Annotated in this window: 21 protein-coding genes and 2 tRNA genes; 11 read left to right on the top strand and 12 right to left on the bottom strand. The window is 35.9% G+C overall.

Going from position 1 to position 25442, the window contains the following annotated elements; translation table 11 throughout:
* Positions 1 to 30: 30 nt before the first annotated feature.
* The gene (locus N4T20_RS06350; RefSeq protein ID WP_260672236.1) at positions 31 to 1413 is read right to left on the bottom strand and encodes an ammonium transporter; all 1383 of its coding nucleotides are present in this window, start codon (positions 1411 to 1413) and stop codon (positions 31 to 33) included.
* 263 nt (positions 1414 to 1676) lie between these two features.
* Complete coding sequence (locus N4T20_RS06355) at positions 1677 to 2165, bottom strand: nuclear transport factor 2 family protein (protein WP_260672237.1); 489 nt, start codon at positions 2163 to 2165, stop codon at positions 1677 to 1679.
* A 230-nt stretch (positions 2166 to 2395) separates the two neighbouring features.
* On the opposite strand from N4T20_RS06355, the gene N4T20_RS06360 reads away from it, so the two are divergent.
* Positions 2396 to 3055: a hypothetical protein gene (locus N4T20_RS06360; protein WP_260672238.1), complete on the top strand. Its 660-nt coding sequence runs from the start codon at positions 2396 to 2398 to the stop codon at positions 3053 to 3055.
* Positions 3056 to 3281: 226 nt separating this feature from the next.
* Here N4T20_RS06360 and N4T20_RS06365 read toward each other — a convergent pair whose 3' ends face one another.
* On the bottom strand, positions 3282 to 3596 hold the full coding sequence (locus N4T20_RS06365) for an HPF/RaiA family ribosome-associated protein (RefSeq protein ID WP_260672239.1): 315 nt from the start codon (positions 3594 to 3596) through the stop codon (positions 3282 to 3284).
* A gap of 341 nt (positions 3597 to 3937) precedes the next feature.
* Between N4T20_RS06365 and N4T20_RS06370 the strand changes: the two genes are divergently transcribed.
* Positions 3938 to 4171 carry a hypothetical protein gene (locus N4T20_RS06370; RefSeq protein ID WP_260672240.1) on the top strand — a complete coding sequence of 78 codons (234 nt, stop codon included), beginning with the start codon at positions 3938 to 3940 and terminating at the stop codon, positions 4169 to 4171.
* 49 nt (positions 4172 to 4220) lie between these two features.
* Here the strand turns inward: N4T20_RS06370 and N4T20_RS06375 are convergent, their stop codons facing one another.
* The 4 genes from N4T20_RS06375 to N4T20_RS06390 form a co-directional block, all read right to left on the bottom strand.
* Positions 4221 to 4487 carry a hypothetical protein gene (locus N4T20_RS06375; protein ID WP_260672241.1) on the bottom strand — a complete coding sequence of 89 codons (267 nt, stop codon included), beginning with the start codon at positions 4485 to 4487 and terminating at the stop codon, positions 4221 to 4223.
* A 20-nt stretch (positions 4488 to 4507) separates the two neighbouring features.
* The gene (locus N4T20_RS06380) at positions 4508 to 5821 is read right to left on the bottom strand and encodes a restriction endonuclease PLD domain-containing protein (protein ID WP_260672242.1); all 1314 of its coding nucleotides are present in this window, start codon (positions 5819 to 5821) and stop codon (positions 4508 to 4510) included.
* On the bottom strand, positions 5818 to 7053 hold the full coding sequence (locus N4T20_RS06385) for a DNA cytosine methyltransferase (protein ID WP_260672243.1): 1236 nt from the start codon (positions 7051 to 7053) through the stop codon (positions 5818 to 5820). Before N4T20_RS06385 ends, N4T20_RS06380 begins: the two co-directional genes overlap by 4 nt.
* Positions 7054 to 7148: 95 nt before the next feature.
* A complete protein-coding gene (locus tag N4T20_RS06390) occupies positions 7149 to 9620 on the bottom strand; it encodes an AsmA-like C-terminal region-containing protein (RefSeq protein WP_260672244.1) in 2472 nt (823 codons plus the stop codon).
* A 232-nt stretch (positions 9621 to 9852) separates the two neighbouring features.
* Here N4T20_RS06390 and trxA point away from each other — a divergent pair, with 232 nt between their 5' ends.
* Positions 9853 to 10170, top strand: coding sequence for a thioredoxin (trxA, locus tag N4T20_RS06395; protein WP_008466289.1), 318 nt, complete (start codon positions 9853 to 9855; stop codon positions 10168 to 10170).
* A gap of 161 nt (positions 10171 to 10331) precedes the next feature.
* Here trxA and N4T20_RS06400 read toward each other — a convergent pair whose 3' ends face one another.
* The 5 genes from N4T20_RS06400 to N4T20_RS06420 form a co-directional block, all read right to left on the bottom strand.
* Entirely contained in the window at positions 10332 to 11555 is a 1224-nt protein-coding gene (locus N4T20_RS06400; protein ID WP_260672245.1) for a hypothetical protein, read from the bottom strand.
* Positions 11556 to 11605: 50 nt separating this feature from the next.
* Entirely contained in the window at positions 11606 to 13810 is a 2205-nt protein-coding gene (locus N4T20_RS06405; protein WP_260672246.1) for a TonB-dependent receptor, read from the bottom strand.
* Positions 13811 to 13820: 10 nt separating this feature from the next.
* A complete protein-coding gene (locus N4T20_RS06410) occupies positions 13821 to 14288 on the bottom strand; it encodes a DUF4625 domain-containing protein (protein WP_260672247.1) in 468 nt (155 codons plus the stop codon).
* Complete coding sequence (locus N4T20_RS06415; RefSeq protein WP_260672248.1) at positions 14285 to 14716, bottom strand: DUF4625 domain-containing protein; 432 nt, start codon at positions 14714 to 14716, stop codon at positions 14285 to 14287. The genes N4T20_RS06410 and N4T20_RS06415 overlap by 4 nt, the downstream gene beginning before the upstream one ends.
* Before the next feature lie 428 nt (positions 14717 to 15144).
* Positions 15145 to 15495: a hypothetical protein gene (locus tag N4T20_RS06420; RefSeq protein ID WP_260672249.1), complete on the bottom strand. Its 351-nt coding sequence runs from the start codon at positions 15493 to 15495 to the stop codon at positions 15145 to 15147.
* 157 nt (positions 15496 to 15652) lie between these two features.
* Between N4T20_RS06420 and N4T20_RS06425 the strand changes: the two genes are divergently transcribed.
* From N4T20_RS06425 to N4T20_RS06460, 8 genes are all read left to right on the top strand, one after another.
* Positions 15653 to 18229: a M1 family aminopeptidase gene (locus N4T20_RS06425; RefSeq protein ID WP_260672250.1), complete on the top strand. Its 2577-nt coding sequence runs from the start codon at positions 15653 to 15655 to the stop codon at positions 18227 to 18229.
* Positions 18226 to 19152, top strand: coding sequence for a DUF58 domain-containing protein (locus tag N4T20_RS06430; protein ID WP_260672251.1), 927 nt, complete (start codon positions 18226 to 18228; stop codon positions 19150 to 19152). The genes N4T20_RS06425 and N4T20_RS06430 overlap by 4 nt, the downstream gene beginning before the upstream one ends.
* Positions 19153 to 19238: 86 nt before the next feature.
* Positions 19239 to 19312: transfer RNA gene (locus N4T20_RS06435), tRNA-Asp, on the top strand.
* Between the two features lie 631 nt (positions 19313 to 19943).
* A tRNA-Asp gene (locus N4T20_RS06440) sits at positions 19944 to 20017 on the top strand.
* Positions 20018 to 20186: 169 nt separating this feature from the next.
* Entirely contained in the window at positions 20187 to 21008 is an 822-nt protein-coding gene (locus N4T20_RS06445) for an AraC family transcriptional regulator (RefSeq protein WP_260672252.1), read from the top strand.
* A 325-nt stretch (positions 21009 to 21333) separates the two neighbouring features.
* Positions 21334 to 22623 (top strand): TolC family protein, encoded by a 1290-nt coding sequence (locus N4T20_RS06450; RefSeq protein ID WP_260672253.1) that lies wholly within the window; start codon positions 21334 to 21336, stop codon positions 22621 to 22623.
* Between the two features lie 161 nt (positions 22624 to 22784).
* Entirely contained in the window at positions 22785 to 23834 is a 1050-nt protein-coding gene (locus N4T20_RS06455) for an HlyD family secretion protein (protein ID WP_260672254.1), read from the top strand.
* A gap of 1 nt (position 23835) precedes the next feature.
* On the top strand, positions 23836 to 25419 hold the full coding sequence (locus N4T20_RS06460) for an MFS transporter (protein ID WP_260672255.1): 1584 nt from the start codon (positions 23836 to 23838) through the stop codon (positions 25417 to 25419).
* Positions 25420 to 25442 lie beyond the last annotated feature (23 nt).

The following is a 25442-nucleotide window of genomic DNA, read 5'->3' on the forward strand; positions in this document are numbered from 1 at the left end:
TTGTGAATTCGTGGCGAAATAAAATATTCTTTAACCGTAATGAGGCTCGGTAATTGGCTGTGCTTTCGGATCAAGAGATTCATCGTGCTGAGACAAATCCAATCCGATGTGTTCTGACTCTTCTGAAACTCTCAGCGGAATAATGAAATTGGTTACTTTAAACAAGAAATAAGCTCCGAAGAAAGTAAAGATTGAAACCAAAACCAACGCCATCATGTGATGTCCGAAAACATTCCATCCGCCGTGAAGCAAACTTGCATCTTCGCCATGAGCGAAAATAGCTGTTAGAATCATTCCCATAATTCCTCCAACACCGTGGCAAGCAAAAACATCAAGCGTATCGTCGAATTTTTTAGAATATTTGCAGTTTACAGCCGTGTTAGAAACCAAAGCCGTGATGAAACCGAAAAACATACTTTCTGGCACTGAAACAAATCCTGCGGCAGGCGTAATGGCAACAAGACCAACAACAGCTCCAATACAAGCCCCAAGAGCAGAAACTTTTCTTCCGTTCATTCTATCAAAGAAAATCCAAGTTAGCATAGCTGCGGCAGATGAGGTTGTAGTTGTTGCAAAAGCCATTGCAGCAGTTCCGTTGGCAGCAAGCGCAGATCCAGCGTTGAATCCGAACCAACCGAACCAAAGCATTCCCGTTCCTAACAATACAAAAGGAATATTGGTCGGGATATGCTGGCTGTTTTTTCTTTTTCCTAAAACAATAACTCCAGCCAAAGCAGCAAAACCAGAACTCATGTGCACCACAGTTCCTCCAGCAAAATCTTTAACGCCAAAATAGCTGCCTAAAATACCTGTTGGGTACCAAACCGCGTGGCATAAAGGAGCATAAATGAATATCGTAAATAAACTAATGAATACTAAATAAGAAATAAAGCGAACGCGTTCTGCAAATGAACCCGTAATAATGGCAGGACAAATGATGGCAAATTTCATTTGAAACAAAGCAAAAAGCATAAACGGAATCGTATTGGCCAATTGTTTATGAGGCAGAACGCCAACATAATCCATAAAAGCAAAAGTAGTCGGATTCCCGAAAAAGCTGTAAAAATGATCGCCCGAACCAAACCCAACTGGTTCTCCAAAAGCCAAACTAAAAGCTACTACAACCCATAAAAGCGTAACTACACCTAGACAGATAAAACTTTGAAGCATGGTCGAAATAACGTTTTTCTTGCCCACCATTCCGCCATAAAAGAAAGACAATCCCGGCGTCATGATTAAAACCAGACAGCTCGAAGTAAGCATCCAAGCAACATCGGCAGGAACAATATGATCTGTAGTTCCAAATTCTGATAAAACATAACTATTTTCTGTAACTGTTGGCCAAAATGCCCCTATCGTACATACGACGCTTATTATGATAAAGGAGATAATCCAGCGTTTTTCTATTTTCATTTTTAAAATACTTTGTTTAACCCTATTTTTTTTGGGGTCAAAGTTAGAAAAAAATAAAGATTCTTGTTTTAAAGGCTGTTAAAATAGAGGTGTGTGTTTTATTTTGATTGATTTTGTAAAATACAGCTTGTTTTTTTGACAGTATCTTATTCTAAAGTTGCAAAAAAGCGCTGTTTTTGCCGAATTAATTAAAATTAATCTGCGAACAGCGCTTCTAATGTGCTCAAAAAGTTATGTTTATAATAAGAAAACAGTAAAATGTTTTATTTTTTCTGAAGTTTTGCAATCAAAGCGTCTTCGATTGGCGCTTTTATCTTGGTTACAGCATCAACTTCGTCATTCGGAATTGTCATTGATAGAACATAATGCTGAATTTTCCATTCTTTTCCTACTTTAACTAAAACTCCAGAACCACGACAAATTTTCATTTGTGTGTCTAGCAATTCATCAAACCAAGCAATTTTTCCGCTTTTATCAAAAAAGATATGACGTTCTAAGGCTTTAAAATTCCATGTAGTTCCTTTATCGAAAAAAGGTTTTGCCCAAATGGCAAATTCTTTTTTTGTCCAATTTTCGGTTGCATCGGTTCCAATGTAGATTGCGTCGTCTGCCAATACATTAAAGTAAGCGTCATATTTTACTTCGCCAGCAGCTTTATGCCAAGCATCAAGAGTCTGATTAATTTTGTTTTTGTCGGTTTGTGCATTTGCAAAAGATGCCACAAATAGAAGAAGTAAAAGTGTTTTTTTCATAAGATATGTTATTTGACTTTAAAGGTATAATTTTTTTGAACCATAAGCGATATAAGAAAACTAAAGAAAACCCAATTATTGCCACAAAGGCACCAAGGCGCAAAGTTTATTTTAAGATGCCTAATGACTATGTACCTTTGTTCCTCATTAAATTATCATTAACAATATTCATGTCATTTAATCTCTCAAAAAACCACTATATTTGATTCATCAATACAAATACCCCATTCATGAAGGCAAAATTACTTATAAGTTCACTAGCTGTAACTTCTCTATTGTTCGTTTCCTGTAAAAAGGAATTAGAACCACAAGAAAGTACAGCAACTTCAGAATTAGTAAGGTTAGGACTTGCAAAAGATACGACTAAACCCGCTGCGCCAGTGGCGCAAGCCCCTGCGACAAACCCAAATACAGTTTTAAGCGATACAAAAGGAATTAACCCTGCTCACGGACAGCCGGGACACCGTTGCGATATTGCAGTTGGAGCGCCATTAAATTCTGCGCCAACACAGCAGGTGCAAGCAACTCAAGGGCAAACAGTACAGGTAAATCAGCCTCAGCAGAAAATGGTTACGACTACAACTGTTGCGCCAGTTAAGGTGGCAAAAGGAATGAATCCGCCACATGGACAGCCAGGTCATAGATGCGATATTCCTGTTGGAGCGCCTTTAAATTCGCCTAAAGCGACAACAACTGCAACAACGACAAATACGGCTCAAAGCGGAACAGTTACCCAAAACTTTACGGTTTCTCCTCCAGCATCAAACCCAGTTCCTGCATTGTTAAGCACAGAAGGAAATGAGGCCACAGTTGCCGACGGAATGAATCCGCCGCACGGAAAACCGGGTCACCGCTGCGATATTGCAGTTGGAGCACCTTTACCAAAATAATAGAAAAGTGACAAAGGTGCAAAGTAGCAAAGGTTCTAAGTTTTTTCCTTTGTCACTTTGTCACTTTGCACCTTTTGTCACTCTTTAAAATATAAGTGATATAAGTTAATTTAAGATTTTCACACAAAAAAAGCGAAGTACTAAAAGTGCTTCGCTTTTTTTTGTGATATCAAGTTTATCAGTAACTTAAAATGAACTTACATCACTTATATGGTTTAAAAAAAAATTAATGTGCTTTTATTTTTTCGAAAGTGTTTGTCAACGATTTTTTGACTTTGGCCAATGCACCGCTAAAAGCTTTTTCAAGTGTTTCGGCGTGTTCTGTAACAGTAATTGGCTGTAATTTTACAGGACGGACTTCAATCACACATTTTTTGTCATGCAAGCTAAACTTTTCTCCATTCTCGTCTCCAAAGTGAACTTCTACGCGAGTAATTTTATCTTGAAAACGATCTAAGCTTTTCTCTATTTCTCCAGAAAAATAGCTTTCTAATCTTGCACTTCCTTCAATGTTTTTGTCGGTGTTGATTTGTACTTTCATAACAAATAAAATTTAATGATTCATTCTCAAACTTATCCATTTTAGAGGAAAAAGACAAGTGAGTTAAGGAAATATTATGAAATTTTAAACGATTTATTTTTCAATTTCGTAATTTCGATTTGGAGAAAATATACTTATAGTATTTTATTTTTAAAATAAAGAAAAAACTTACAATTTAATGTTTTGTTTCGTATGTTTGTAATTCTAAACTTTCAGATTATGAACAAAACAAAACTTCTGCCCGCACGGTATGCTGGCGGTATTGGAAACAGCCGCAACGCTCTGAAAGGCGTAGAGCAGCTAACCCATGCGGGTTTTATACTCTCTAAACTTTCAGACTTATGAGTACAAACACCCTTTCCAAAGAAACCGAATTGAGGTTAACTGAATTCTTCAACAATTCAATCGATTCTAAAAGTATGGCAAAAACCATTAGGCAAGTAAATTTCCTAATTGCATTAAATGCCATAAGAGAAGATGGATTTTTGCAACCAGAAAACATAAGCCTTGAAGATAGTTTCTATTGGTTGAATAAATTAGCAGAAATTCTTGATCCTTATTTGGGGATTGAGTAAGAAATGAGAAAAAGCCACTGGGAAAGTGGCTTTTTTGTTTGATTATATTTTATGGATTACTTTTTTGACGAATGGTGTTAAAATAGTTTTCGAAAGCTTTCGAAAGCAATTCTTTATCAATTTCTAATAATTTGTTTCTAACATCCCAATCTTTAATATACTCTTCATCTTCAATGCAAATTTCTTCTCCTTCAAGTTTTCTGGTTAAAATATCACTTAGTAAAACATTATTACAGCTGGAGTATTCGGGATAATATTTCTCTATAAAAGCCCAGTAGTTAAATTGATCTTTTTCTTTCTTTTCTAGACATTCCATTTTTTTAGATTATTGCGTTTTTATCCCATAAAGTTATCTTCATCCATCGGAACAGGTTCGTCTTTCATAAACAATTCAAAAGAGCCAATAGGAGCGAAGTCAATATTAATTACGGTATAATCATTTTTGTTTCGCCACAAACGAACAGAATCTGTTCCTTTCTTTTCTAACCATTTGCGAGTAACAGGTTCTCTTTCTTTAAGGCCTAAAACATCTACAAGTAGCCATTGGCCTAATGCAGATTGTCCAAATCTTTTTCCATTTTCATCTTTTAAAGTGTTGCTTCCAGATTGCAAACCTTTCATGTTGTCTTGGGTAACTAAAGCAGGAATTATTTTTCCATTTGGAAGTTTTAATGAAAAACGTACTTCAGGTTTTTCATCAGAAGGACCTTTGTAGTTTTCTTTAATTCTTTCAAATTCAAAAATATTGGATGTAAAAAAGTCAGGGTGCTTTTTATGAAATTCTCTTGGAATAGGGACGTAAATTTCATTTAAAGGTCTAGGAATATTACTTCCTTTGCTTTTAGGCGCGGCGTTCCAAGCATTTAATCCAGATTTTTCTTCTACTTCTTTAGATTGATAAGAATATAATGGTAAGTAAGCTTCAATTATATCTGGCTCTGCAACTTTTGTCGTTTCAATAAGATTGAAATATGCTTGCAATAAAAATGAAAATGGATCCTCAATAATTTTGACATCAAATTTATTGAGTGTTATAGTATTGTATTTGTCAGAGTCAAATTTTTGCCATATTTGAGAATCAGCAAATGTATATCTATAATCTTTGTTTCCATCAGACCAAGATAAAGCGGATGATGTTGCATTAAAATCTTTAATTTTATGTACATCAATTAAAGGATATGCACATTCATTAATAGTAAAAACACCTTGATCACGTGTTATGTAATGATATATGTTTTTGTCTTCAGATAGTCCTAATCGTTCGTAATCACTTTGCATTCTCTGATTTTTAATCTCAGAAATTTTATATGCTAAGGAATGTAAGTCGCTACGATATTCATTAATATCATTTTGATAACGCTTAAGTTGCATAACTTTCTGAAAAGATGGCTTACTTCCCATCCAGGTCTTTAAGCCAATTCCGATACGTTCATCACCAAATACTGAAAGTACGTCATGCGGAGTATTTCCAATATCAACATTTTGACTATTAAAAATTTTTGTAAAGACAGTTTCCTGAAATTTAGAATCAAGATACGGAATCAAATCTCCTTGCTTTTGGCGAAAGAGGTTTGATAATGCTCCATAAACTTGTAAAAACTTTATGTACTCATTTTGTTGTTCGATGGAATATTTCTCCCAAATACTCATGGGCGTAAAATCTTTATAATTTCTTGACTAATTCTTTCAATTAAAGGCGTAGTTACTGAATTCCCAGCCTGCATATATAATTTACTATTGGCAATATTTGGTAAAATATATTTATCCATTGGATATCCTTGAAAAGCAAAACATTCTTTAGGTGTTAATTTTCTAATACCATAATCATCTAGAATTAAAGGCACATTATGTCCTCCTGTTCCCATATTAGCTGTTAAAGTTGGACAAACTTGGTTTTTGTTTTCTCTAACATAAACTCTCCTCCATTGATATATTGTATCTTTTGAAGTTATTGTTTTTTCTAATTCAGGATAATATTGGTGATCTTTTTTGTAATAAAGATTATCTGCCTGCTTTCCTTTTTCTAAAATATCATGGATTGTTCTAGTTAAAGGAATAGGCTCAGGAAATTTAAAATCTCCATGATTTGGTACTTGCTCTTTGTCAAATGCTACAATAAAAATACGCTCTCTATTTTGCGGAACATTAGCGTGCGTAGAAGAATTTAAAACTTTAGTATATGCTTTGTAGCCAAGTTTTTCTTCTAATATTTCTAAGATTACTTTAAAAGTATTACCCTTATCATGAGAAACTAAATTTTTTACATTTTCTAAGAAAACTACTTTCGGTCTTTTGGCTTCAATAATTTTTTCTACATCAAAAAATAAAGTGCCTCTGGTATCTTGAAATCCTTTTCTATTTCCAGCAATAGAAAAAGCTTGACAAGGGAATCCCGCACATAAAATTTGAATATCCTCAGGAATGTAATTCTTGGTAACTTCTTTAGTAATATCTCCAAATGGAACTTCTCCAAAATTAGTACGATATGTTTTTTGTGAATCTACATTCCATTCGCTTGTATAAACACATTTTCCCCCTACGTTCTGCAACGCAATTCTAAAACCACCAATTCCTGCAAAAAGGTCGATAAATTTAAAAGTGTAATTTTCGGGAGTAGGAAACGGGACATCTTCCACTTCAAAAAGTAATTGCTGTACAGCAGTATCTTCAAGTATGTCTAATTTTTCTTCTTCGTTTTTATATTCAACGATTTGTTTTATGTATTGGGCAGCTTCTTCTTCAAAATGATCTTTAACGCCATTGTGATAATTGTGCAGATAATGTGTAACAACGGCTTTTCTATTATCGTCTTCTTCTGTAAAGCGATTTTTAAATTTTTTATTGTCAAATTCATCAATGTTGATCTTTTCTTCTCCCGTCATTTTGCGCTAAAATTAGTAGTGCAATTTATGAATAATAATCCAAAACAAGGAATTAAGTTTTCCACAAGCAGGATTCGACTAAGACGATTATTTGCTTACGATTTATCCTTCTTCCCCCACTTAACCTTCATTTTTCCTTCGTTATCATAAGCAATCAAATGCAGGACGATTCCTTTTTCTCGAACGGCTTTTCGTTCTTCTTTGGTGGCGAGTTTGGCGTCGTTTTTAGAATTTCTTAGCGGAACTGTAAGTGCGAGATTGGTGCCTCGGCCGAAAGAATAAACGCCTTCAGCGTCTAGGTTAAGAACGCTGGAACTTATGGTGAGTTTATTGACATCGACCAGTTCTCCGCGGAGATTGAGCGAACCCGATAAATCGCTGAAAGTAATATTTTCTACATCGCGAAACGGAAAAGCAAATTTGCCGACTTTCATAATCGGTTCAAAATTGAGTAAAGCACCTTGATTAACATTAAAATCGAGTTTTCCTTTCATCGAATTCATGATTAAATCGCCCGTGCTGCTCATTAAACCAGCAACATTGGCATTACTGGTTAATCGCCCTCGAATGTTTTTCGGACTAAAAGATTTGATTCCGAAGTTATTGAAAGATCTTAAAAAGCTCGCAATATCTACACGGTTTACCTGTGCGTTTGAAGTAAAAACATACCGATTGCCACTTGGCTCAACAGAACCGCTAAAGTTTATGCTTCCGCCAGAAGTTTGCAGTGTTCCGTTTTTAAGCAGAATCTTAGAATTTAGCATTTGCAGTGTAGCCTGCGTATTGGTTGCCGTAAGCGCGCCATACGTGATTTTATCAGCTTTAAGATTAATTACTGCCGTACATTTTTCAATTACTGATCTTAATTGGTTCGTAAAATTGACATTCTGTTTAACTGGTTTTTTCATTGCGACTTTTTGCTTCGGAGAATTTTTTAGAACCCCCAAAAACTGTTTTACGTCAATATTTGGGCAATAAATATTCCAATTTACGACCATTTTTTCTGGTGCATCGTAATAGAGATTCAAGAAATTATCGATTTTTCCGTCAATGCGAATAATGTTCTTTTTGTGTTTGTAAGCTATTTTTTTAATGTAAAGTGCCTCTTGCGTAAAAGACAATTGTACGGCAGTTTTTTCGGCATGAATGCTTTTCGGGATATAATCGAATGTAGCATCAGCAATATCAACATCGCCTGTAAATTTGGGTTTATTGATGTACAGATCGACAATATCAAACTGAAATTTTAAATTGGCTTGTGCATGACCGCTTTCAAAATGAAGCATTTTTTCATTCATCAGTCCGTTCAGTTTCGAAATGTCAAAATCGGCATTTACAACTCCCGTAGCAATGGGTTTTTCTAGATTATTGATAACGGCCTGAGCAATTGTCAGCGGAATGCTTTGATATTCGGCTTTAAAATTGTTCAGAATAATAGCGGAGTTCGGATCGCTGGATTCCTTTTCGGGTTTAAAAGTGTTAGTAAAAATTCCTTTAAAACTGCAATTCGTAAACAAACCATCAGGTATCGTTAATTCGTTATCACGGATATCCGCCTGCACCACAATTTTCGGATCGCCTTCAACATTCAAATCGCCTTTGATGTCGCAGTTTACCTTAATCGGTTTTTTGATGTCGAATTGGTTGAGTTTCGAACTGATATTTGCCGATAATAAATTGGAAGCATTTCGCCATAAAATATCCGTTCCGATATTGATTCCGAACAGCGAATTGTTTTTTCCGATATTAAAGAAAGCGATAATATCAAAAGTATCAGAACCAATTTTAAGCCCTTTGGTTTTAATATCTATTTTCTGATTGGCTTCGGCATAAGAAATATCAAAATTGCCTTCAAGAATTTTTTCTTTGGCAAAACTTCCATGTACGGTATTAAAAGCGAGACTATTTATTTTGGTTTTCAAATAGAGATTGGTTTGCCAGCTGTCATCTTCATAATTTACTTTTGAGTCTAAACTCGCCACATCAAAATCAAATAATTTATGTCCCAGATGATTGTCAATAATAACATGAACTTTGTTGAGATTTACTTCGTCAATTGTAGTCTCGGGTTTTTCTTTATCGGTTTGAGGCTTCTTTTTTTTAGGTTTAAAAATATTGGCATTAGAATAACCGTTTTCGGCTTTATAAATATAAATATCGGCGTCGTTAATTAAGATTTTATGAATATTGATTTCATGTTTCAATAAACTCAAAATGTTCAAACGCGCTTCTATTTCTTTGGCTCTCAGTAAAGTATGTTTATGGCTCTGCCATTGATTGTCTTTTATTTCGACATCATTCAGCGCCAAAGTAAAGTTTGGGAAACCCGTTAGAAATTTATAATGAAAATCGCCAATATGAAATTTGCCATTTATATTCTCGTTGATTTTGGTATTGACTTTAGCAATAATTTCGGTTTTATTTCGGTTGAAATATATCGACAGACCTCCGCAGGCAAGTAGAAGAATCGCGATTAAGCCAAGAATAAAATAACCAAAGCGTTTGGCATATTTTTTAAAAGAATCAGATTGCAGAAAGGATTTTGTTTTAGATAAAGTTTCTTTCATGTTAATCGTATTTTTGGATATACTAAAGATACTAAAAAAATGCTAAAAAGTTTATTGGTTTGATTTTCAAGTAAATAAATTGTAAATTTAGCGTTATACAGTTTATAATTATTGACAATACATTTATAATGAAAACTAATTTAGTAATGGTGTTTGATTTATTTTAAATTTTTAAATTTGTACTGTAGTTTGAGAGTTAATATTTCAGACCTAATTTTAATCTTAATATATTATGGCATTAGCAATAACAGATGCTACTTTTGATGAAGTAGTTTTAAAATCAGATAAACCAGTAATGGTAGATTTTTGGGCAGCATGGTGTGGTCCTTGTAGAATGGTTGGTCCAATCATTGACCAATTAAGCGAAGAGTACGCTGGTAAAGTAGTTGTTGGTAAAGTAGATGTAGATGCTAACCAAGAATTTGCTGCAAAATATGGTGTGCGTAACATACCAACCGTTTTGGTGTTTCAAAATGGTGAAGTAGTAGGAAAACAAGTAGGAGTAGCTCCGAAACAAGCCTACGCAGATAGTTTAGACGCTTTATTGTAATCTTAGATTACGATTAATATAAAAAAGGTCCGACGAAAGTTGGACCTTTTTTATTGGGTTTGTTTTTTTCTGCCACGAATTTCACAAATTTTCACAAATTTAATTCGTGTTAATTCGTGAAATTTGTGGCAGAAAACCTTTTTATTTTGTTTTAAAATCAATTAGTGGCTGTGAGTTTCGCTATTTTCATAACCCAAAACGGTAATCATATAAGGCGTGCTTGAAACTTTGGTCTTTTTGATCGCTAATGTAGCAAGGTTTACCAGTACTAATTCTCCCGTAGTTGGCGAAGTAATGTATGCAAAACGATCTGTAACTGCCATTTGAGGTTTTAATGTAGCGTCTGTAGCTGTTTCTGCAGTTGCTTTAGTTTCTTTCACCGCTTGCAAACTATTGATGTCATAAAGTTTGAACTCTCCAGAATGCAACAAAACAGCCAGTTTTTTACGATCGTAACTCGTTTTGCATTGCATAATGGTTGTATTCGCAATAATTGGTTTTACGGTATTAGCCACAACATCAATTAAATAAGCGCCTTTTGCAGCTGTGTATCCAATAAATTTTCCAGCCGAAGCCGTTTCTAAAATAGTCCCAAACCAAGCTGTTCCAAAATCTTCTGGATGATCGATTAGTTTTTGGTTTCCGTTACTTTCTACAACCAAAATTCCGCTTGACGAACCAAAAACAGCATAAACGCCGTCTGAAGCATTTCCGTGGATTCCTTTTGTTGCAATTTTAGCATCAAAAAGCGTTTTTCCGGTATTGTCAATAATTTTTACTTTTTCAGGAAGCGTTCCCGCAACAGAATTATCTTTTACCGTAATCGCATAAGTTCCGTTTGCAAATGTGGCCATTGCGCCGTGATGCGCCAATAAGCCTGCATTTATCGTTTTGAAAGTTGCTCCAGCTTTGTTTACATCGGCTTCTTTACCAACAGAAAGAGTTCCATCGCCATCATTAAAAGTTAGGATTTCGCCAATTTTGCTTTTAAAATGGGTCGGTTTTAATGCGCTTGTCGCTAAAATTCCAAATTTCGGAACATTATCAATATCGATGTGATCGCCGTGCAATTCCAATCCGCTGTCAAAAGTTTCTACAAAATTATTGTCTCTATGGACAATTCCTGCATAACGGCCAGATTCTGTTGTGTACAAAGAGGCTTTAGCAAATTTTGCCGTAAAAGAACTGATTTTATCTTCGTGCGGATCAAAAAGCGTTAACTCTGTAGTTTTTTCGTCAGAAAGCAATACTCGAACAAATGTATGTTCTTCGGTAGTGTCGTGATCATGATCGTGATCGTCGTGGTTGTCATCGTCGTTGCTGCACGAAACCGCAAAAAGCGATAAAGCAAATAAAAATAGCAGTTTGTAAAATTTGTTTTTCATTGTAATAAAGGATTTAAAATTTGTAAATAATTGATTTTTGAATGGTTTGCTTATCGTGAAATCAAAAACGGAATTTTCATAGAAACAATAATATTGCGTCCCGCTTCAGGAAGTTCGATAAGCCGGTAAAAGCTGGTGTGATTTAAATATTTCGTATTGAATAAATTCTGAATCTGAATATTGATGCTGATATCCTGCTTTCCCGTTTTTACTTTTGAGCCAAAAGCCAGATTAAAAACATGGCTTTCAGCCGTTTTTTTCTCAGGCGGAACAATATTACTTTGCTGCGCCGTAAAACGATAATCAACAGAGAAATAAGGATTTTTCAGAAAAAGAATTTGAGGTTCATAATTCAATCCGAACAAAACAGAAGGCGGTGGAGAAAACGGAAGCGTATAGCCTTTTTTGCTTCCTGATTTTTGTTCCGAATAAAGATATTCGGCACCAATTTCTGCACTTAAAGATTTCAGGAAATAATAACGTGTCTGCAATTCTGCGCCATAGCGAAAGACTTTGCTTTGCTCATACTCAAAAACCTGATTTCCTGCTCCGTAATAAATGTCATGAGCTGAGGTTGGATTCAGATAAATGAAATTTGGAAAATAATTCACAAACGGCGTCAGCTGAAAAGACCAGTTTTGCTGATTCCATTCCACTCCCAAATCCAATTGATACGAACGCTCAGCATCCAAATTCGGATTTCCTTTTTCGAATCTGAAATAATGATAATTTACACCATTTGACGCCAGTTCTTTGGCAATCGGCATTCTGAAACTTGAACCCAAATTGGCTTTTAACAAAAGATTTCCAAGATTATAATTGATTCCTGCAGACCACGTAAAACTGTTAAAAGTTTTGGTTAAATCTTGCGAACGCTGTAAATATTCCAATTCCGTCTGATTGTTTTCAGTAACGGGACTTTGAAACCAATCGTAATACGATTTCATTTTAATTTTTCCGTAATCGTAACGAATAGCGCCATGCAGGAACCATTTTTCATTCAGTTCCATTTTATCGTAAGCAAATAAACCAGCGTTGAATTGCGCGAAAGCTGGAATCAAGAAACTCCATCCGCCAATGGCATTTTCCTGCCCAACAATATTGGTTCCTACGGTAATCAGATGGCGATTCAATCGAAATTCATCTTTTGCAGAAAATGACCAAACATTTTTATCGTATTGGCGTTCCAAATCTTTTGGGGCATACATATCTTCAGGATAAATAGGAGGCATATAGCCGTGATTTACATAATGGCTCCATTCTCTTCTAAAGTTGTTTTGAAAACCAATCTGCGTTTCAAAAGCATGATTTCCCAACGGAAAAGAAGTTGTGTTGCTAATTTTCAAATGATTGACTTGCTGATAGGGCATCAAAATATCACGATTCGATTTGTCGTGCAATTCCAGATCAACATTTCGGGGTTCAAGTCCGTGCGCATTCGCGAAAAAGCCACTTTTTGTATGCACATTGCTGAAATAAAAAACAGATTTTAGCTTTTCTCCCGAATAGCCTGTACTCAAATGAAAATCAAGTTCGCGTCCAGCCGTATTTCGCAAATGATTTTTGTACAGTGGAACAGCATAACTATACACATGAACCACATCGGTCGGAACGCGATAATCGCCGTAATCCATTGTGGTAACGCGAGAATCAAAGAACCAGTTTTCGTTTCTTCCAAATAAATTAATCGAACTTCCAAACAGCGCATTGTTGCTTTTTCCAGTAAGATCAACGCTTCCGCCAAAATTTTGAGATGGAAGCGGCAGCGGTTTAATATTTATCGCACCGCCTACAGCATCAGATCCGTAGATGAATGAAGAAGGGCCTTTTATAATTTCTACCCGATTGACAGCATATTGATCGATTTCCAGTCCGTGATCGGCACCCCATTGCTGGCCTTCATGTTTCAAGCCGTTTTCGACCACAATAACCTGATTGAAACTCAAACCTCGAATAAGCGGTTTTGAGCCTCCAGAGCCAATCGAAATGGTTTTAACGCCAGGCAATTTCTGCAAAGACTGCATTAAACTTCCGCCAAGATTGCGCTGAATAAAACTGCTGTTGACTGTTTCAATATTCAGCGACTCTTCTTTTTTGCGTTTTTCACCAGAATTTCCGCGGACTAAAACTTCATCAAGTTCTTTAATTTCTGGTTTCTTTTCTGAAGACTTATTTTGCGAAAAAGCTTCTGCTGGAATCAATAAACTGAGGAGTAAAAAACAATATTTCCAATACATGGATAGGGCATTCTTCATTAATCTGATCTTATAAAATTTTAATACTTAAGCCTTTCAGCGTTTGCCAGCCTTCTTTATCCGTCAAGCGGATCATAAAATGATAATCTCCGGGATCAACATCGGTCGGAATAGTGATTTGTGCCGTAGCCTCATAACTTTTCAAGCCGTTTGGAATAGTGTAATTGCTGATGAAAAGCATTGGTTTTACTGGGGTTTTTACCGCTTCGGTTTCGCAGGTATTGACTTCTGTGCTATGCGTGTGATGGTCGAAATTGTGGTGAATGTCTAAACTATAAGAACCCAATTCGGCATTGTCATTAAAAGTAGCTTTGAAAGTAGAGGTCTGTCCGCGTTTAATTGTGCTGCATTGGATAGGAAAAGCATTTTGTGTTATGTCAATTACAGGATATTCAGTGTCGATTTCTGCATTATCGCTTGAGCAAGATGTTATAAAGGCAAGAGTCAAAACGCCTAATAGAAACTTTAGATTTTTCATATTTTCTGATTTATAATCGTTAGGTTTTTCTTTACTTCTAGCTTACTTCCGTTCTGATCGTTTACGATAATAATGAAGTCGTATTTTCCTTCGGCAGCATCTTCTGGAATGTCAAAATGTTTGTGAACCGTTGCGTTTTTTGCACCTGCATATTGCGTCCAGGTAATTTCGTGTGACCAGTTTTTAGAATATGTTTCGGTGCTTTTCTGCACAATTTTTACTTGTACATTTTCGATTTTGTCAGCAGCAGTTACTTCAGCATTAAAGTGAAAATCTGCGCCAATAGTTGCCGTTTCGCTGTTGCTAAGACCCAGTTCAATTTTATCAACCTTAGGAGTAGTTTGTTTTTGTTCTGAGTCGTCATTACTGCAGCTTGTAAAAGCAATTGCAGCAAAGAGCGAAGCCAGAATGAGTTTTGTTGTTTTCATTTTTTCTGATTTGATTTTGATCATTTTATAAAGGGTATTTGGGTTACGAAAGGGTATCGTGATTTCAATATTCAACTGCCAGCAAGACAGAATATTGGTGGGAAATTCGGCATTTGGCTAAGTACCAGATGGACTAAATGTTTATAGAAAAGAATTTATGAGCTATACAAAAGCCTCAGAGAGGCGACATATATCTTTTCTCTAGCCAAACAGCATAGCAATAACTAGAAACCTGAATAAGGATTTAGTGCTGAATGTGTTAATCGATAAAAATTTGGAAGTTTTTTTGTGTAGAAAAAGTTATTTCAATATTAATATGTTGCATTAAATGCCTAAAATAAATGAAATAGCTTTTGAATGTTTTTAGATTTGAAATCATAAAAACAATTAAATAGCCGAATTGCAAAACAATCGGAAACACAAAAAAATTAAAGTGAAAAAGGTGGCGCTCGAAGAGAAAATAAAGAGCCCTTAAAAAACGCAAAATGCGGTTTGCTATAAAAGCTAACGTGTTTTACAACAGGATTATTCTTGAAAAACTGAAAAGCATTGAATTCAAATGTACCAACCGCGCTAAATTTAAAATCGCAAATCGAACATTTATGAAAAGAATGAAGTTTTGCTTTGAATTGTGGCTTTTCTGAAACCGAGAATTCAATTTTCTCTTTTGAATTGTGAGTATCCAGAATATGCTCATACGAATGGACAGCCGGAAAAAGTATTGCGAACAATACGATCAAAGGCATCAAGAGATTTATAAATTTAAGTTTCTTTTTCATTCGTGAAGATTGACTTCTAGATGAGATTTTTTTACAGGTTAATGCAATAGTGTTGCAAATATAGAAATCTTATTCTTAAATGCAATATTGTTGCAGTAATTGTTTGTAAAAAATCGACGCATTTGTTATTTTAGCGAATCATATATCCCTTCAAAAAATGAAAATTCTCTACACCTTTCTTGCTTTTTTTATGATGATTGCGATAGGATTTTCGCAATCAAAACCAAAAGGAAATCTTGTGTTGGAAGATGGTGTTTCAGAGCAATTGGCTCAGTTTAGAAAACACCAGATCTCTGCTGTCAATTACGAGCTTTCATTTGAGATCCCAAAGCAGAAAAACGAAGATATTGTTTCTAAATTGGTTTTAGAAGCGACTTTATTAGATATAAGCCAGCCTTTGTATTTAGATTTTAAAGAGAAATCCCAAAACATCAAAACAATTGAAGCAAACGGAAAAAATAGTGCCATTGTTCATGAAAAAGGACACATCGTAATTCCCGCTGAAGATTTGATTTTAGGAAAAAATACAATCGGGATTTCATTCATTGCCGGAAATTTATCTTTAAATAGAAACGATGATTTTCTGTACACGCTTTTAGTTCCAGATCGGGCAAGTACTTTGTTTCCGTGTTTTGATCAGCCAGATTTGAAAGCAACCTATAAACTTCGTCTTTCTGTTCCTAAAGATTGGAAAGTTTTGGCTGGAGCCGATGTGAAAGAGAAAATTGAAAAAGCCGATTTTACTTGGTATGCTTTCGGAGAATCTGATAAAATGAGCACGTATTTGTTTTCGTTTGTAGCGGGAAAATTCAACAGTGTGACGCAAAAGCCAGAAGATATGGAAATGACAATGCTTTATCGTGAAAATGGCGCTGATAAAATAAAAGCAAGTGTCGATACAATTTTCAATTTACATCAGCAGTCGTTAAAATTTTTAGAAAAATATACCAATTATAAATTCCCATTTCAAAAATTAGATTTCGCTTCAATTCCCGTTTTTCAATACGGCGGAATGGAGCACGTGGGTGCCATTCAGTACAGAGAATCGACTTTGTTTTTGGACAACAGCGCGACCGACAGCGAGAAATTAAACCGCGCCAAATTGATTGCTCACGAAACTTCGCATATGTGGTTTGGCGATTTGGTAACGATGAAATGGTTTGATGATGTTTGGATGAAAGAGGTTTTTGCCAATTTCATGGCCGATAAAATCATGAATCCGATTTTTCCGAAAGTCAATCATAATCTGCAGTTTTTCACCGCGCATTATCCGAGCGCTTACGCGGAAGATCGATCTTTAGGGACGCATCCCATCAGACAGCATTTGGCAAATTTGAAAGATGCAGGATCGCTTTATGGCGCAATGATTTACAACAAAGCGCCAATTATGATGCGTCAGTTAGAAGCTTCAATGGGAAAAGAGCCTTTCCAAAAAGGAATCCAAAAATACATTCAGAAATACGCCAATGACAATGCAGATTGGAATAATCTCGTAGAACTTCTGGATGCCGAAACGCCGTTCGACATGAAAAAATGGAGCGAAGTTTGGGTTAATAAATCTGGAAGAGCTATTTTCTCAGATAAAATCGAGTATGACGCTCAAAACCGAATTAAAAGTTTTGAAATTCAACAAAAAGCAGAAGATAAATCTAATAATGTTTGGCCTCAGGTTTTTCAGATTGGGCTAGTTTATGCCAATGATGTAAAAGTGATCATGGCAAATATTACCGATAAAAACTTAGTCATTAAGGAAGCAATCGGACTTGAAAAACCGTTGACAATCATTTATAATTACAATGGTTTTGGATACGGTGTTTTTCCGCTTGACGGCAATAATTTAAATTATATAGGAGGATTAAAAGATGAAGTGGCAAGAGCTTCGGCGTACAGCAATCTTTACGAAAATATGCTTATTGGAAAAATTTCGCCCGATGATGCATTTAGATGTTATTTCAGAGGAATTCAACTAGAAGAAAATGAACTGGTTTTGAGAATGGCGGCCGGAAGTTTAAATGCTATTTATTGGAGGTTCTTGACTGAAAAACAGCAAAATAAAGTTCAAAAACAGCTTGTAGGGATTTTGTATGAACGTTTGCAGGCTAATTTATCTTCCAATATTAAAAAGACATTGTTTGGATTGTTTAGTTCGGTTGCGTATTCAGATTCGGCAAAAGCCACTTTGTATAAAGTCTGGAACCGAGAAATTTCGATTCCGAATTTGAAATTAAACGAAGACGATTATACCAATATTGCTATGAATCTGGCTATTTTCAAACATCCAAAAGCCGATGAGATTTTGGAGAAAACCAGAACGTCAATCTCAAATCCAGACAAACAAAAGCGTTTTGAATTTTTGCTTCCATCCTTGTCTAAAGAAGAATCGGTGCGAAATGCTTTTATAGAATCTTTAAAAGACGATGCAAATCGCGAAAAAGAATCTTGGGTTTCTGTTGGTTTGGCCAATGTAAATCATCCGCTTCGTCAGGAAAGTGCACAAAAGTATATCAGATTTTCATTAGATTTGGTAGAAGAAATCCAGCGCACAGGAGATATTTTCTTTCCGAAAGATTGGCTGGACAATACGATTGGGAAGTATTCTTCTAAATTTGCTTTTGATGAAGTGCAGCGATTCTTAAAAGAAAACCCTAATTTTAGTCCGATCTTGAAGCGCAAATTATTTATGGCGACAGATTTGCTTTATAAAGCGCAAAATATTAAAAAAGAAACCGAATGAAAATTGAATCGGAAATAGAGAAAGTCTCCAGTTTTCAGCATCTTGAAATGCTGGCGAATCAGGTTGTGGAAGGTTTTATATCTGGAATGCACAAGAGTCCCTTTCATGGATTTTCGGCGGAATTTGCCGAGCATAAAGTCTATAACGCAGGAGAAAGCACCAAACATATCGACTGGAAATTATTTGCTAAAACAGATCGTTTGTATACCAAACGTTTTGAAGAAGAAACCAATCTGCGCTGCCATTTGATTGTAGATAATTCGTCATCGATGCATTATCCTGAATTAAAATCGAATCAGCCTTTTTATGAAAAGAAGATTGGTTTTGCAGTTTTGGCTTCGGCAGTTTTGATGAATATTTTAAAGAAGCAGCGTGATGCCGTTGGGCTGAGCGTTTTTTCAGATAAATACGAATACTACGCTCCAGAAAAGGGGAGCGACCGTCATCACAGAATGCTTTTAAACAAATTGGAAGAATTATTGGTTCAGCCAAAAGTCAAAAAAACGACAGATACGATTACGTACCTGCATCAGATTGCCGAGAAAATGCACCGCCGTTCGATGATTATTTTGTTTACAGATATGTTTCAGACTGAAGACGATGAGAAACTATTCAGCGCGCTGCAGCATCTTAAGCACAATAAACACAAGGTAGTTTTGTTTCATGTAGTTGATAATGAAACCGAATTGAAATTTGATTTTGATAATTCGCCTCGAAAATTCATCGATTTAGAATCGGGGGATGAGGTTTCTATTTTTGCAGATAACGTAAAAGAGGAATACGAAAAGAGGGTGGAAGCTTATTTTAAAAACCTAGCTTTAACCTGTGCGAAGAACCAAATTAAGTACGTTTCGGTAAATGTGGGCGATAATTTTGAAAAAATATTGACTACATATTTAGTTGAAAAACAAAACTTTGGATAATATTTTAAAAAATAATTTCATTTTTTTTATAAAAACGCTTGCAGAAATGAAATTCTGTTATATCTTTGCAACCGCAATAACGCAGAGGTTTGGTAGTTCAGTTGGTTAGAATACATGCCTGTCACGCATGGGGTCGCGGGTTCGAGTCCCGTCCAGACCGCAATATTGGGAAAAGCCTTTCTTAACAGAAAGGCTTTTTTGCCCAAAAACGGTATCTAAGATTAGTTGTGTTGTTTTGCTACGACTTTGTAACTCGTAGCTGGTTTAGTAGTTAGACCAATGAAAAGCTTTCCACTTTTGTGGATGGCTTTTTTGATTTAAGACTGTTTGGTTTTGCAATTATTTTAACCGCAAAGCACGCAAAGATTTACGCAAAGTCCGCAAAGTTTTTTAAGCTTTGCGGGCTTTTTTGTTTTTTAAATTCTGATTCCAATGAACAGTTTGTCAATTTCGACAAAGGAGACTCGAGCGATAGGGAATAGGCGAAGCAAATCTCCGTAAGTAGTTCCAAAAAGATTTTTCGTCGTACATTAAAATATAGTCCGTGGTTTCAACCACGGGAGACCTATTATATTGTGTTCCCGTGGCTGAAACCACGGGTTATATTTAATAAAAAACGTAAAGCTTATTGCTCTTCTCTGTTAAAAAGAAAGAAACTTCTTCTTTTTTAAAATTCTTGTCAATTTTTAAAATATTGGAATTTAATCAATTAAAAATTTTTCAAATTTTATTTTAAAAAAATGCTTGCAGAAACGAAAATCTGTTGTACTTTTGCACTCGCAATAACGCAGGGTTTGGTAGTTCAGTTGGTTAGAATACATGCCTGTCACGCATGGGGTCGCGGGTTCGAGTCCCGTCCAGACCGCCTAAGTTGTTAAAAGCCTTTCTTAACGGAAAGGCTTTTTTGTTTTTAAATTTTACCGCAAAGGCGCTAAGATTTTACGCAAAGTTCGCAAAGGTTTTATTTAATCTTTGCGAACTTTGTGCTTTTACCTTGCGTGCTTTGCGGTTAAATTTCTTCCTATCTTTATATTATGGAACATTCTGGTCAAAAACTCGATAAATATTACATCAAAAAAGTAGATGCTGATAAAAAAAGCATTTATTGCCACCACGATTTGATGGGAGAGCTGTTTATTCCGCCACACAGGCACCAGAAAGCACAGCTTTTATACGCCGAAGGTGATGTTGTTTTTGTAACCACAGAAACCAAGACTTACTTTTTGCCAGCAAGGCACTTTATTTGGATTCCGAGTGGCGTGGAGCACAGCATTGAGCCGAAATCGGAAAGCGTGACGATGCGAAATTTGTATTTTCCGGTTGAAAAAGACGAAGACGACTTTTATAAAGCAGAAGGGATTTATCCTGTCAATAATTTACTCCTGCAAATGATGCTTTTTACCAATCGATGGAATGGTGATCTTAAAAAGGGGACTCCAAATTTTGCCATTGCCAAAGCGATAAAAGCGATACTGCCTCAAATTTGCACCAATAATTTGCCTTTAGAACTGCCGCAGCCCAAAGACAAACGTCTCGGTAAAATTCTGCGCCATATTGAAAACAATCTTGGAGAAACAATTCTATTTGCCAATGTTGCGCATCAATTCGGTTTCAGCGAACGCTCCCTGTATCGCTTGTTTCAAAAAGATCTCAATATGTCTTTTATTCAATATTATACCATTAGAAGAATCTTAAAAGCAATTGAACTTTTGTTGGAAAGAAAACTTTCGGTAAAAGAGGTAGCCGAAGAAGTTGGTTATAATAGCGTACCGACTTTCAGTAACACATTCTTCAAGATTTTAGGCCAACGGCCTTCTGATTATCTAAATGGCGAAGAGATTTTGGAAAGAAGATAATCTATTTTCTCACAGATTGAGCAGGTAATTAGTGTATTAAAGTAAAAATCTGCACAATCTGCGAAATCTACGAGAGAATTTAAAAAATAATCATAATACAAATCTGTTTTGTAATAAATTGTTTTTCAATATTTTAATATAACGTTTTCGGAAAATGAAATTTTAACGTTTGTCCGAAATGAATATGTTGTTGGCTTTTTAGAATTATCAGTCACGAGAAAAATGAAGGAACTTTGCAGCATCAAATATTAATGTATTCATGTTCCTTAAAACAACAAATTCTACAGACGATTGTTTTCCCAGAATCCTGCTGTTAATCTTAATAATGTTAGCATTCAATGGCTTACAAGCGCAGGAAGTTCATACGGTTTCATTAAAAGAGGCTTTGAAACTGGCCAAAGAAAACAATAAAAAAATTCTTAGATCTCAATTGGAGGTCACGCTCGCAGAGCAAAACATTAAAGAAAGAAAAGAACTCCGACTGCCAGATGTGCAGCTAAACGGAATGTATTCGCGAATAACGAACATTACCGAATTCAAAGGAAGCGGATTTTTGAAAGACAAAGAAGTTACACCTGCAATTCCTGAAATTTATGAGGTTAATTCTACCTTTAAAATGCCAATTTATGCTGGTAATAAAATTAATAACGCCATCAAAATTGCGAATCAGGAAAACGAAATCGCTAAAATAAAAACCGAAAAGGCTGAAAATGATATCGAACTTGAAGTTGTAGCCAATTATCTGGCGATTTACAAAATGATGGAGCTTCAGAAGATTTTTGAAGAAAATATCAAAGAAGAAAAAAGCCGACTGAAAGAAGTCCAATCGCTTCAAAAACATGGAACGGTTACGAAAAACGAGGTTATTCGTGCCGAATTACAGCTTTCAGATCGCGAATTGAATGCGTTAACTAACTCCAAAAACATTAAAATCGCACTTCACGATCTGAAAACGCTGATTCAAATTCCGGAAAACCAAGAAATTGAGATCGATACGACGTCAAGTCTTGACGAAATGAACGGTTTAGATCCGTATGATTTTTATATGGCTAAAGCATTGCAGAATGAAGAAATGCGTATTGCAAGCCAGGAATTAAACATCAGCAAAACGGAACTTAAGTTGGTTAAAGGAAATTATCTGCCAAGTGTTCATTTCTTTGGGAATTACGGTTTTTATTATCCAAACTATAAATTCTTTCCGCCAAATCCGTATTTGTACACCTTAGGGCAAGTCGGAATTGAAGCTACTTTTGACCTTTCGTCTTTGTATAAAAATAAGACCAAAATGGAACAGGCGAATACCAAAATCAAATGGCAGGAAATGCAGAATGAAATTGTAAAAGAAGAAATTCAGGACAAGTTGTATAAAGAACATACTCAGTATCAGGAAATCCTTGAAAAGTTTGTAGTTGTTGACAAAGCGTTGGATTTGGCCAATGAAAATTACCGAATCGTAAAACTCAAATATTTAAATCAGTTGGTTTTAATTACCGAAATGGTCGATGCAGATAATGCTTTGCTTCAAGCTAAATACAACAAAATTTCTACCCGACTGGATGCGGTTTTAAAACATTACGAACTGCTTCATACAGCGGGAATGCTTCCTCAAAGTTAGGTGGTGAGAGATTAGGCTGAAGCCTTAAGAAGAAAGAAGCTAGAAGAAAGAAGCTAGAAGAAAGAAGCTAGAAGAAAGAAGCTAGAAGGAAGAAGCTAGAAGAAAGATACTTGAAGAAAAAGATTTTTAGAAAGAACTAAGTTAAAGAGATTAGAAAAGAGATGGTTAAGATTAAAAATGAAACTAGAAGAAACAAAACGTTTCATATACTAATAACGATTATTGCGTGTACGCTTGTGATAAGCGGTGTTATTTTGGGAATTTGGTTTTACGTATTTAACCGAAATCACGAAGAGACCAATGACGCTCAGGTGGAGCAGTATGTAACGCCAATTATGTCGAGAATTACGGGTTATGTGCAGGAAGTTCGTTTCAACGAAAACCAGTTTGTGCATAAAGGTGATACTTTGGTTGTAATTGATAATAGAGAATATCAGTCAAAACTGAATGTGGCTCTTGCCGATGTTCAAAACGCGCAGCAAAATAGTGTTGTGGCTCAAAAAAATGCGATAAACACCGCAAGTGCAACAGCGATAAACGAAGCGCAGTTAGAGGCTTCAAAATCGAATCTTTGGAAAACCAAACTGGAATACGAAAGATACAAAGCTTTGGTAAGTGAAGAGGCGGCAACGTCTCAGCAATTAGAAAAAGTGAAAGCAGATTACGAATCAGCGCAGGCGCATTTTCAGGAGATGAAAAACAGAATCCGTACTTCAGCTTTGAGCACTTCTGTTGCTGAAGCAAATGTTCCGACAACGCAGACAAATATCGCGTCTAAACAAGCTGTTGCCGATAATGCAGCTTTATTTCTTTCATACACAATAATTACAGCACCTTATGACGGCTGGGTTGGAAAACGAACTTTACAGCCAGGACAATTGGTAAAAGAAGGTCAGTCGTTGCTTTCTATTGTTAGCAAAGAAAAATGGATTACGGCCAATTTCAAAGAAACGCAATTGCAATATTTAACCGTTGGACAAGATGTCGAAATTAAAGCAGATGCTTTGAGCGATAAGACTTTTACGGGAACAATTGCTTCTCTTTCTCCTGCGAGCGGGGCAAGATTCTCATTGCTTCCTCCTGACAATGCAACGGGTAACTTTGTGAAAATCGAACAAAGAATCCCAGTTAGAATTCAGTTAAAAGATAGCGACAGGCAAGCCGACTTTTTGAGAGCGGGAATGAATATTACTGTGATCGCAGCACACTAAAATGGAAGATAAAAGTATTTTTAAATCATGGGTTCCAAAATGGGCAACCATTACAATTTTGTTTGTCTGTCTGCTGCATTCCATGATTTTATTGGGGGTTTATACGTCAAATGTAACGTACGCGGCAAGTTTTCTGGACATTGAGCCCGAAGATTTGCAGTATGCGATGTGCGTAACGTACGGAACTCTGCTGGCAACGATTCTCATAGAAAGCCGTTTTTCGAGTTTTTTTCCCGCCAAAAATTACCTTATGGGTGTTTATTCCTTAATTGGAGTTACGATTGTGGCGTCAGGTTATGTCGATAATTTTGCGGTTTTCTTGCTGTTGAGAGTTGCCGAAGGAATCTTAATGGCGCTTCCTGCCATTACCATAAGACAATTGCTTATTGAGCAGTTTGATTCTAAAAACGCCATTATAATTGGTTTTTCCTTTTATTACGGTTCGTTACTGCTGTCAACGCCTTTTATTATGAATATTGCAGTTTGGTTTCTGGATCATTACGACTGGAAATATATGCTTTATGTTTCAGGCGGACTGCAAGTTTTAAATGTCTTTTTAATCTTGGTTACTTTTCGTGGGCACCGAATCACAAAGAAGATTCCGTTGTATCAAATCGACTGGGTGAGCTATTTTTTGGTTTTAACAGCTATTCTTTGCGGTGCCTACTTTTTTGTGTATGCCGAGAAAAAATATTGGTTCGAGTCTTCTCAAATGGTTTTAATGCTTATTCTAGCGCTCGTTACGGGAGGTTTGTTCATCTTTAAAGAACTTTTGGTCAAAAGACCCACTTTTGATTTTGAAGTCTTTAAATACGCTAATCTGAGAATCGGATTTCTATTGTTCTTCCTGTTTTACATCAGCAGAGCAACTTTGAGTCTTTGCCATTCGGCGATGTATTCGATTTGGAACTGGGATCCGTCTAGAGTTGCGGGCGTGCAGTACATTAACGGACTCGGAAATGTAATTGGACTAATTTTGGCTGCTTACTTCCTAATGAAATCGCTTTCGACAAAAATCATTTTTCTAATTGGCTTTTCGCTAATTGCTTTATATCATTTTTGGTTTACGTTTCTTTTTGTGCCCGATGTGGCTTTATCAGATATTATTGTTCCGTACTTTTTGCAGGGTATCGGAGTTGGATTGTTATTTGTTCCGTTAATTCTCTTTACCACCTCTTCGGTTCCTGCAAATATGGCGGTTTCTTCGGGAATTGTCGGTGTTTCTGGTCGTTTTTGGGGGAGCACGATTGGTTTTTGCGTGATGCAGAATGCAACCGTATTTTTAAACAAAAAACACTTTTTAAAACTCAGCCAATTTGTAACTGGCGAAAATCCAGAAGCGCAGCAAAACATCGCCAGCACAGCACAGAGTTTTGTCGCCAAAGGCTATTCTGTAGATAATGCCAATGTTTTAGCTATGAAAAAGATTTTTGGAAGCATTGCTAAACAATCGACTTTACTGGCCGATATGGAAATTTATACCATTGTAGGGTATGGTCTTTTGGTTTTGATTGTTCTAATTGCGTGCAATCAGCATTTGAGACAGACAATGACGTTGGTTAAAAGTAAAATTTGGATTGGGTAAAAAAGTTAAATTGTAGTTTTTTA

It is taken from the genome of Flavobacterium sp. TR2, from assembly GCF_025252405.1.
In the GTDB taxonomy this organism is placed as follows: Bacteria; Bacteroidota; Bacteroidia; order Flavobacteriales; family Flavobacteriaceae; genus Flavobacterium.

Excerpts from the sequence above, each read along its gene's own strand:
- N4T20_RS06355 (WP_260672237.1), bottom strand. The coding sequence starts at position 2,165 with ATGAAAAAAACACTTTTACTTCTTCTATTTGTGGCATCTTTTGCAAAT.
- N4T20_RS06455 (WP_260672254.1), top strand. The coding sequence starts at position 22,785 with ATGGTTAAGATTAAAAATGAAACTAGAAGAAACAAAACGTTTCATATA.
- N4T20_RS06360 (WP_260672238.1), top strand. The coding sequence starts at position 2,396 with ATGAAGGCAAAATTACTTATAAGTTCACTAGCTGTAACTTCTCTATTG.
- N4T20_RS06370 (WP_260672240.1), top strand. The coding sequence starts at position 3,938 with ATGAGTACAAACACCCTTTCCAAAGAAACCGAATTGAGGTTAACTGAA.
- N4T20_RS06390 (WP_260672244.1), bottom strand. The coding sequence starts at position 9,620 with ATGAAAGAAACTTTATCTAAAACAAAATCCTTTCTGCAATCTGATTCT.
- N4T20_RS06410 (WP_260672247.1), bottom strand. The coding sequence starts at position 14,288 with ATGAAAAATCTAAAGTTTCTATTAGGCGTTTTGACTCTTGCCTTTATA.
- N4T20_RS06400 (WP_260672245.1), bottom strand. The coding sequence starts at position 11,555 with ATGAAAAACAAATTTTACAAACTGCTATTTTTATTTGCTTTATCGCTT.
- N4T20_RS06375 (WP_260672241.1), bottom strand. The coding sequence starts at position 4,487 with ATGGAATGTCTAGAAAAGAAAGAAAAAGATCAATTTAACTACTGGGCT.
- N4T20_RS06350 (WP_260672236.1), bottom strand. The coding sequence starts at position 1,413 with ATGAAAATAGAAAAACGCTGGATTATCTCCTTTATCATAATAAGCGTC.
- N4T20_RS06430 (WP_260672251.1), top strand. The coding sequence starts at position 18,226 with ATGAAAATTGAATCGGAAATAGAGAAAGTCTCCAGTTTTCAGCATCTT.
- N4T20_RS06380 (WP_260672242.1), bottom strand. The coding sequence starts at position 5,821 with ATGAGTATTTGGGAGAAATATTCCATCGAACAACAAAATGAGTACATA.
- N4T20_RS06420 (WP_260672249.1), bottom strand. The coding sequence starts at position 15,495 with ATGAAAAAGAAACTTAAATTTATAAATCTCTTGATGCCTTTGATCGTA.
- N4T20_RS06385 (WP_260672243.1), bottom strand. The coding sequence starts at position 7,053 with ATGACGGGAGAAGAAAAGATCAACATTGATGAATTTGACAATAAAAAA.
- N4T20_RS06445 (WP_260672252.1), top strand. The coding sequence starts at position 20,187 with ATGGAACATTCTGGTCAAAAACTCGATAAATATTACATCAAAAAAGTA.
- N4T20_RS06365 (WP_260672239.1), bottom strand. The coding sequence starts at position 3,596 with ATGAAAGTACAAATCAACACCGACAAAAACATTGAAGGAAGTGCAAGA.
- N4T20_RS06425 (WP_260672250.1), top strand. The coding sequence starts at position 15,653 with ATGAAAATTCTCTACACCTTTCTTGCTTTTTTTATGATGATTGCGATA.
- trxA (WP_008466289.1), top strand. The coding sequence starts at position 9,853 with ATGGCATTAGCAATAACAGATGCTACTTTTGATGAAGTAGTTTTAAAA.
- N4T20_RS06415 (WP_260672248.1), bottom strand. The coding sequence starts at position 14,716 with ATGAAAACAACAAAACTCATTCTGGCTTCGCTCTTTGCTGCAATTGCT.
- N4T20_RS06405 (WP_260672246.1), bottom strand. The coding sequence starts at position 13,810 with ATGAAGAATGCCCTATCCATGTATTGGAAATATTGTTTTTTACTCCTC.
- N4T20_RS06460 (WP_260672255.1), top strand. The coding sequence starts at position 23,836 with ATGGAAGATAAAAGTATTTTTAAATCATGGGTTCCAAAATGGGCAACC.
- N4T20_RS06450 (WP_260672253.1), top strand. The coding sequence starts at position 21,334 with ATGTTAGCATTCAATGGCTTACAAGCGCAGGAAGTTCATACGGTTTCA.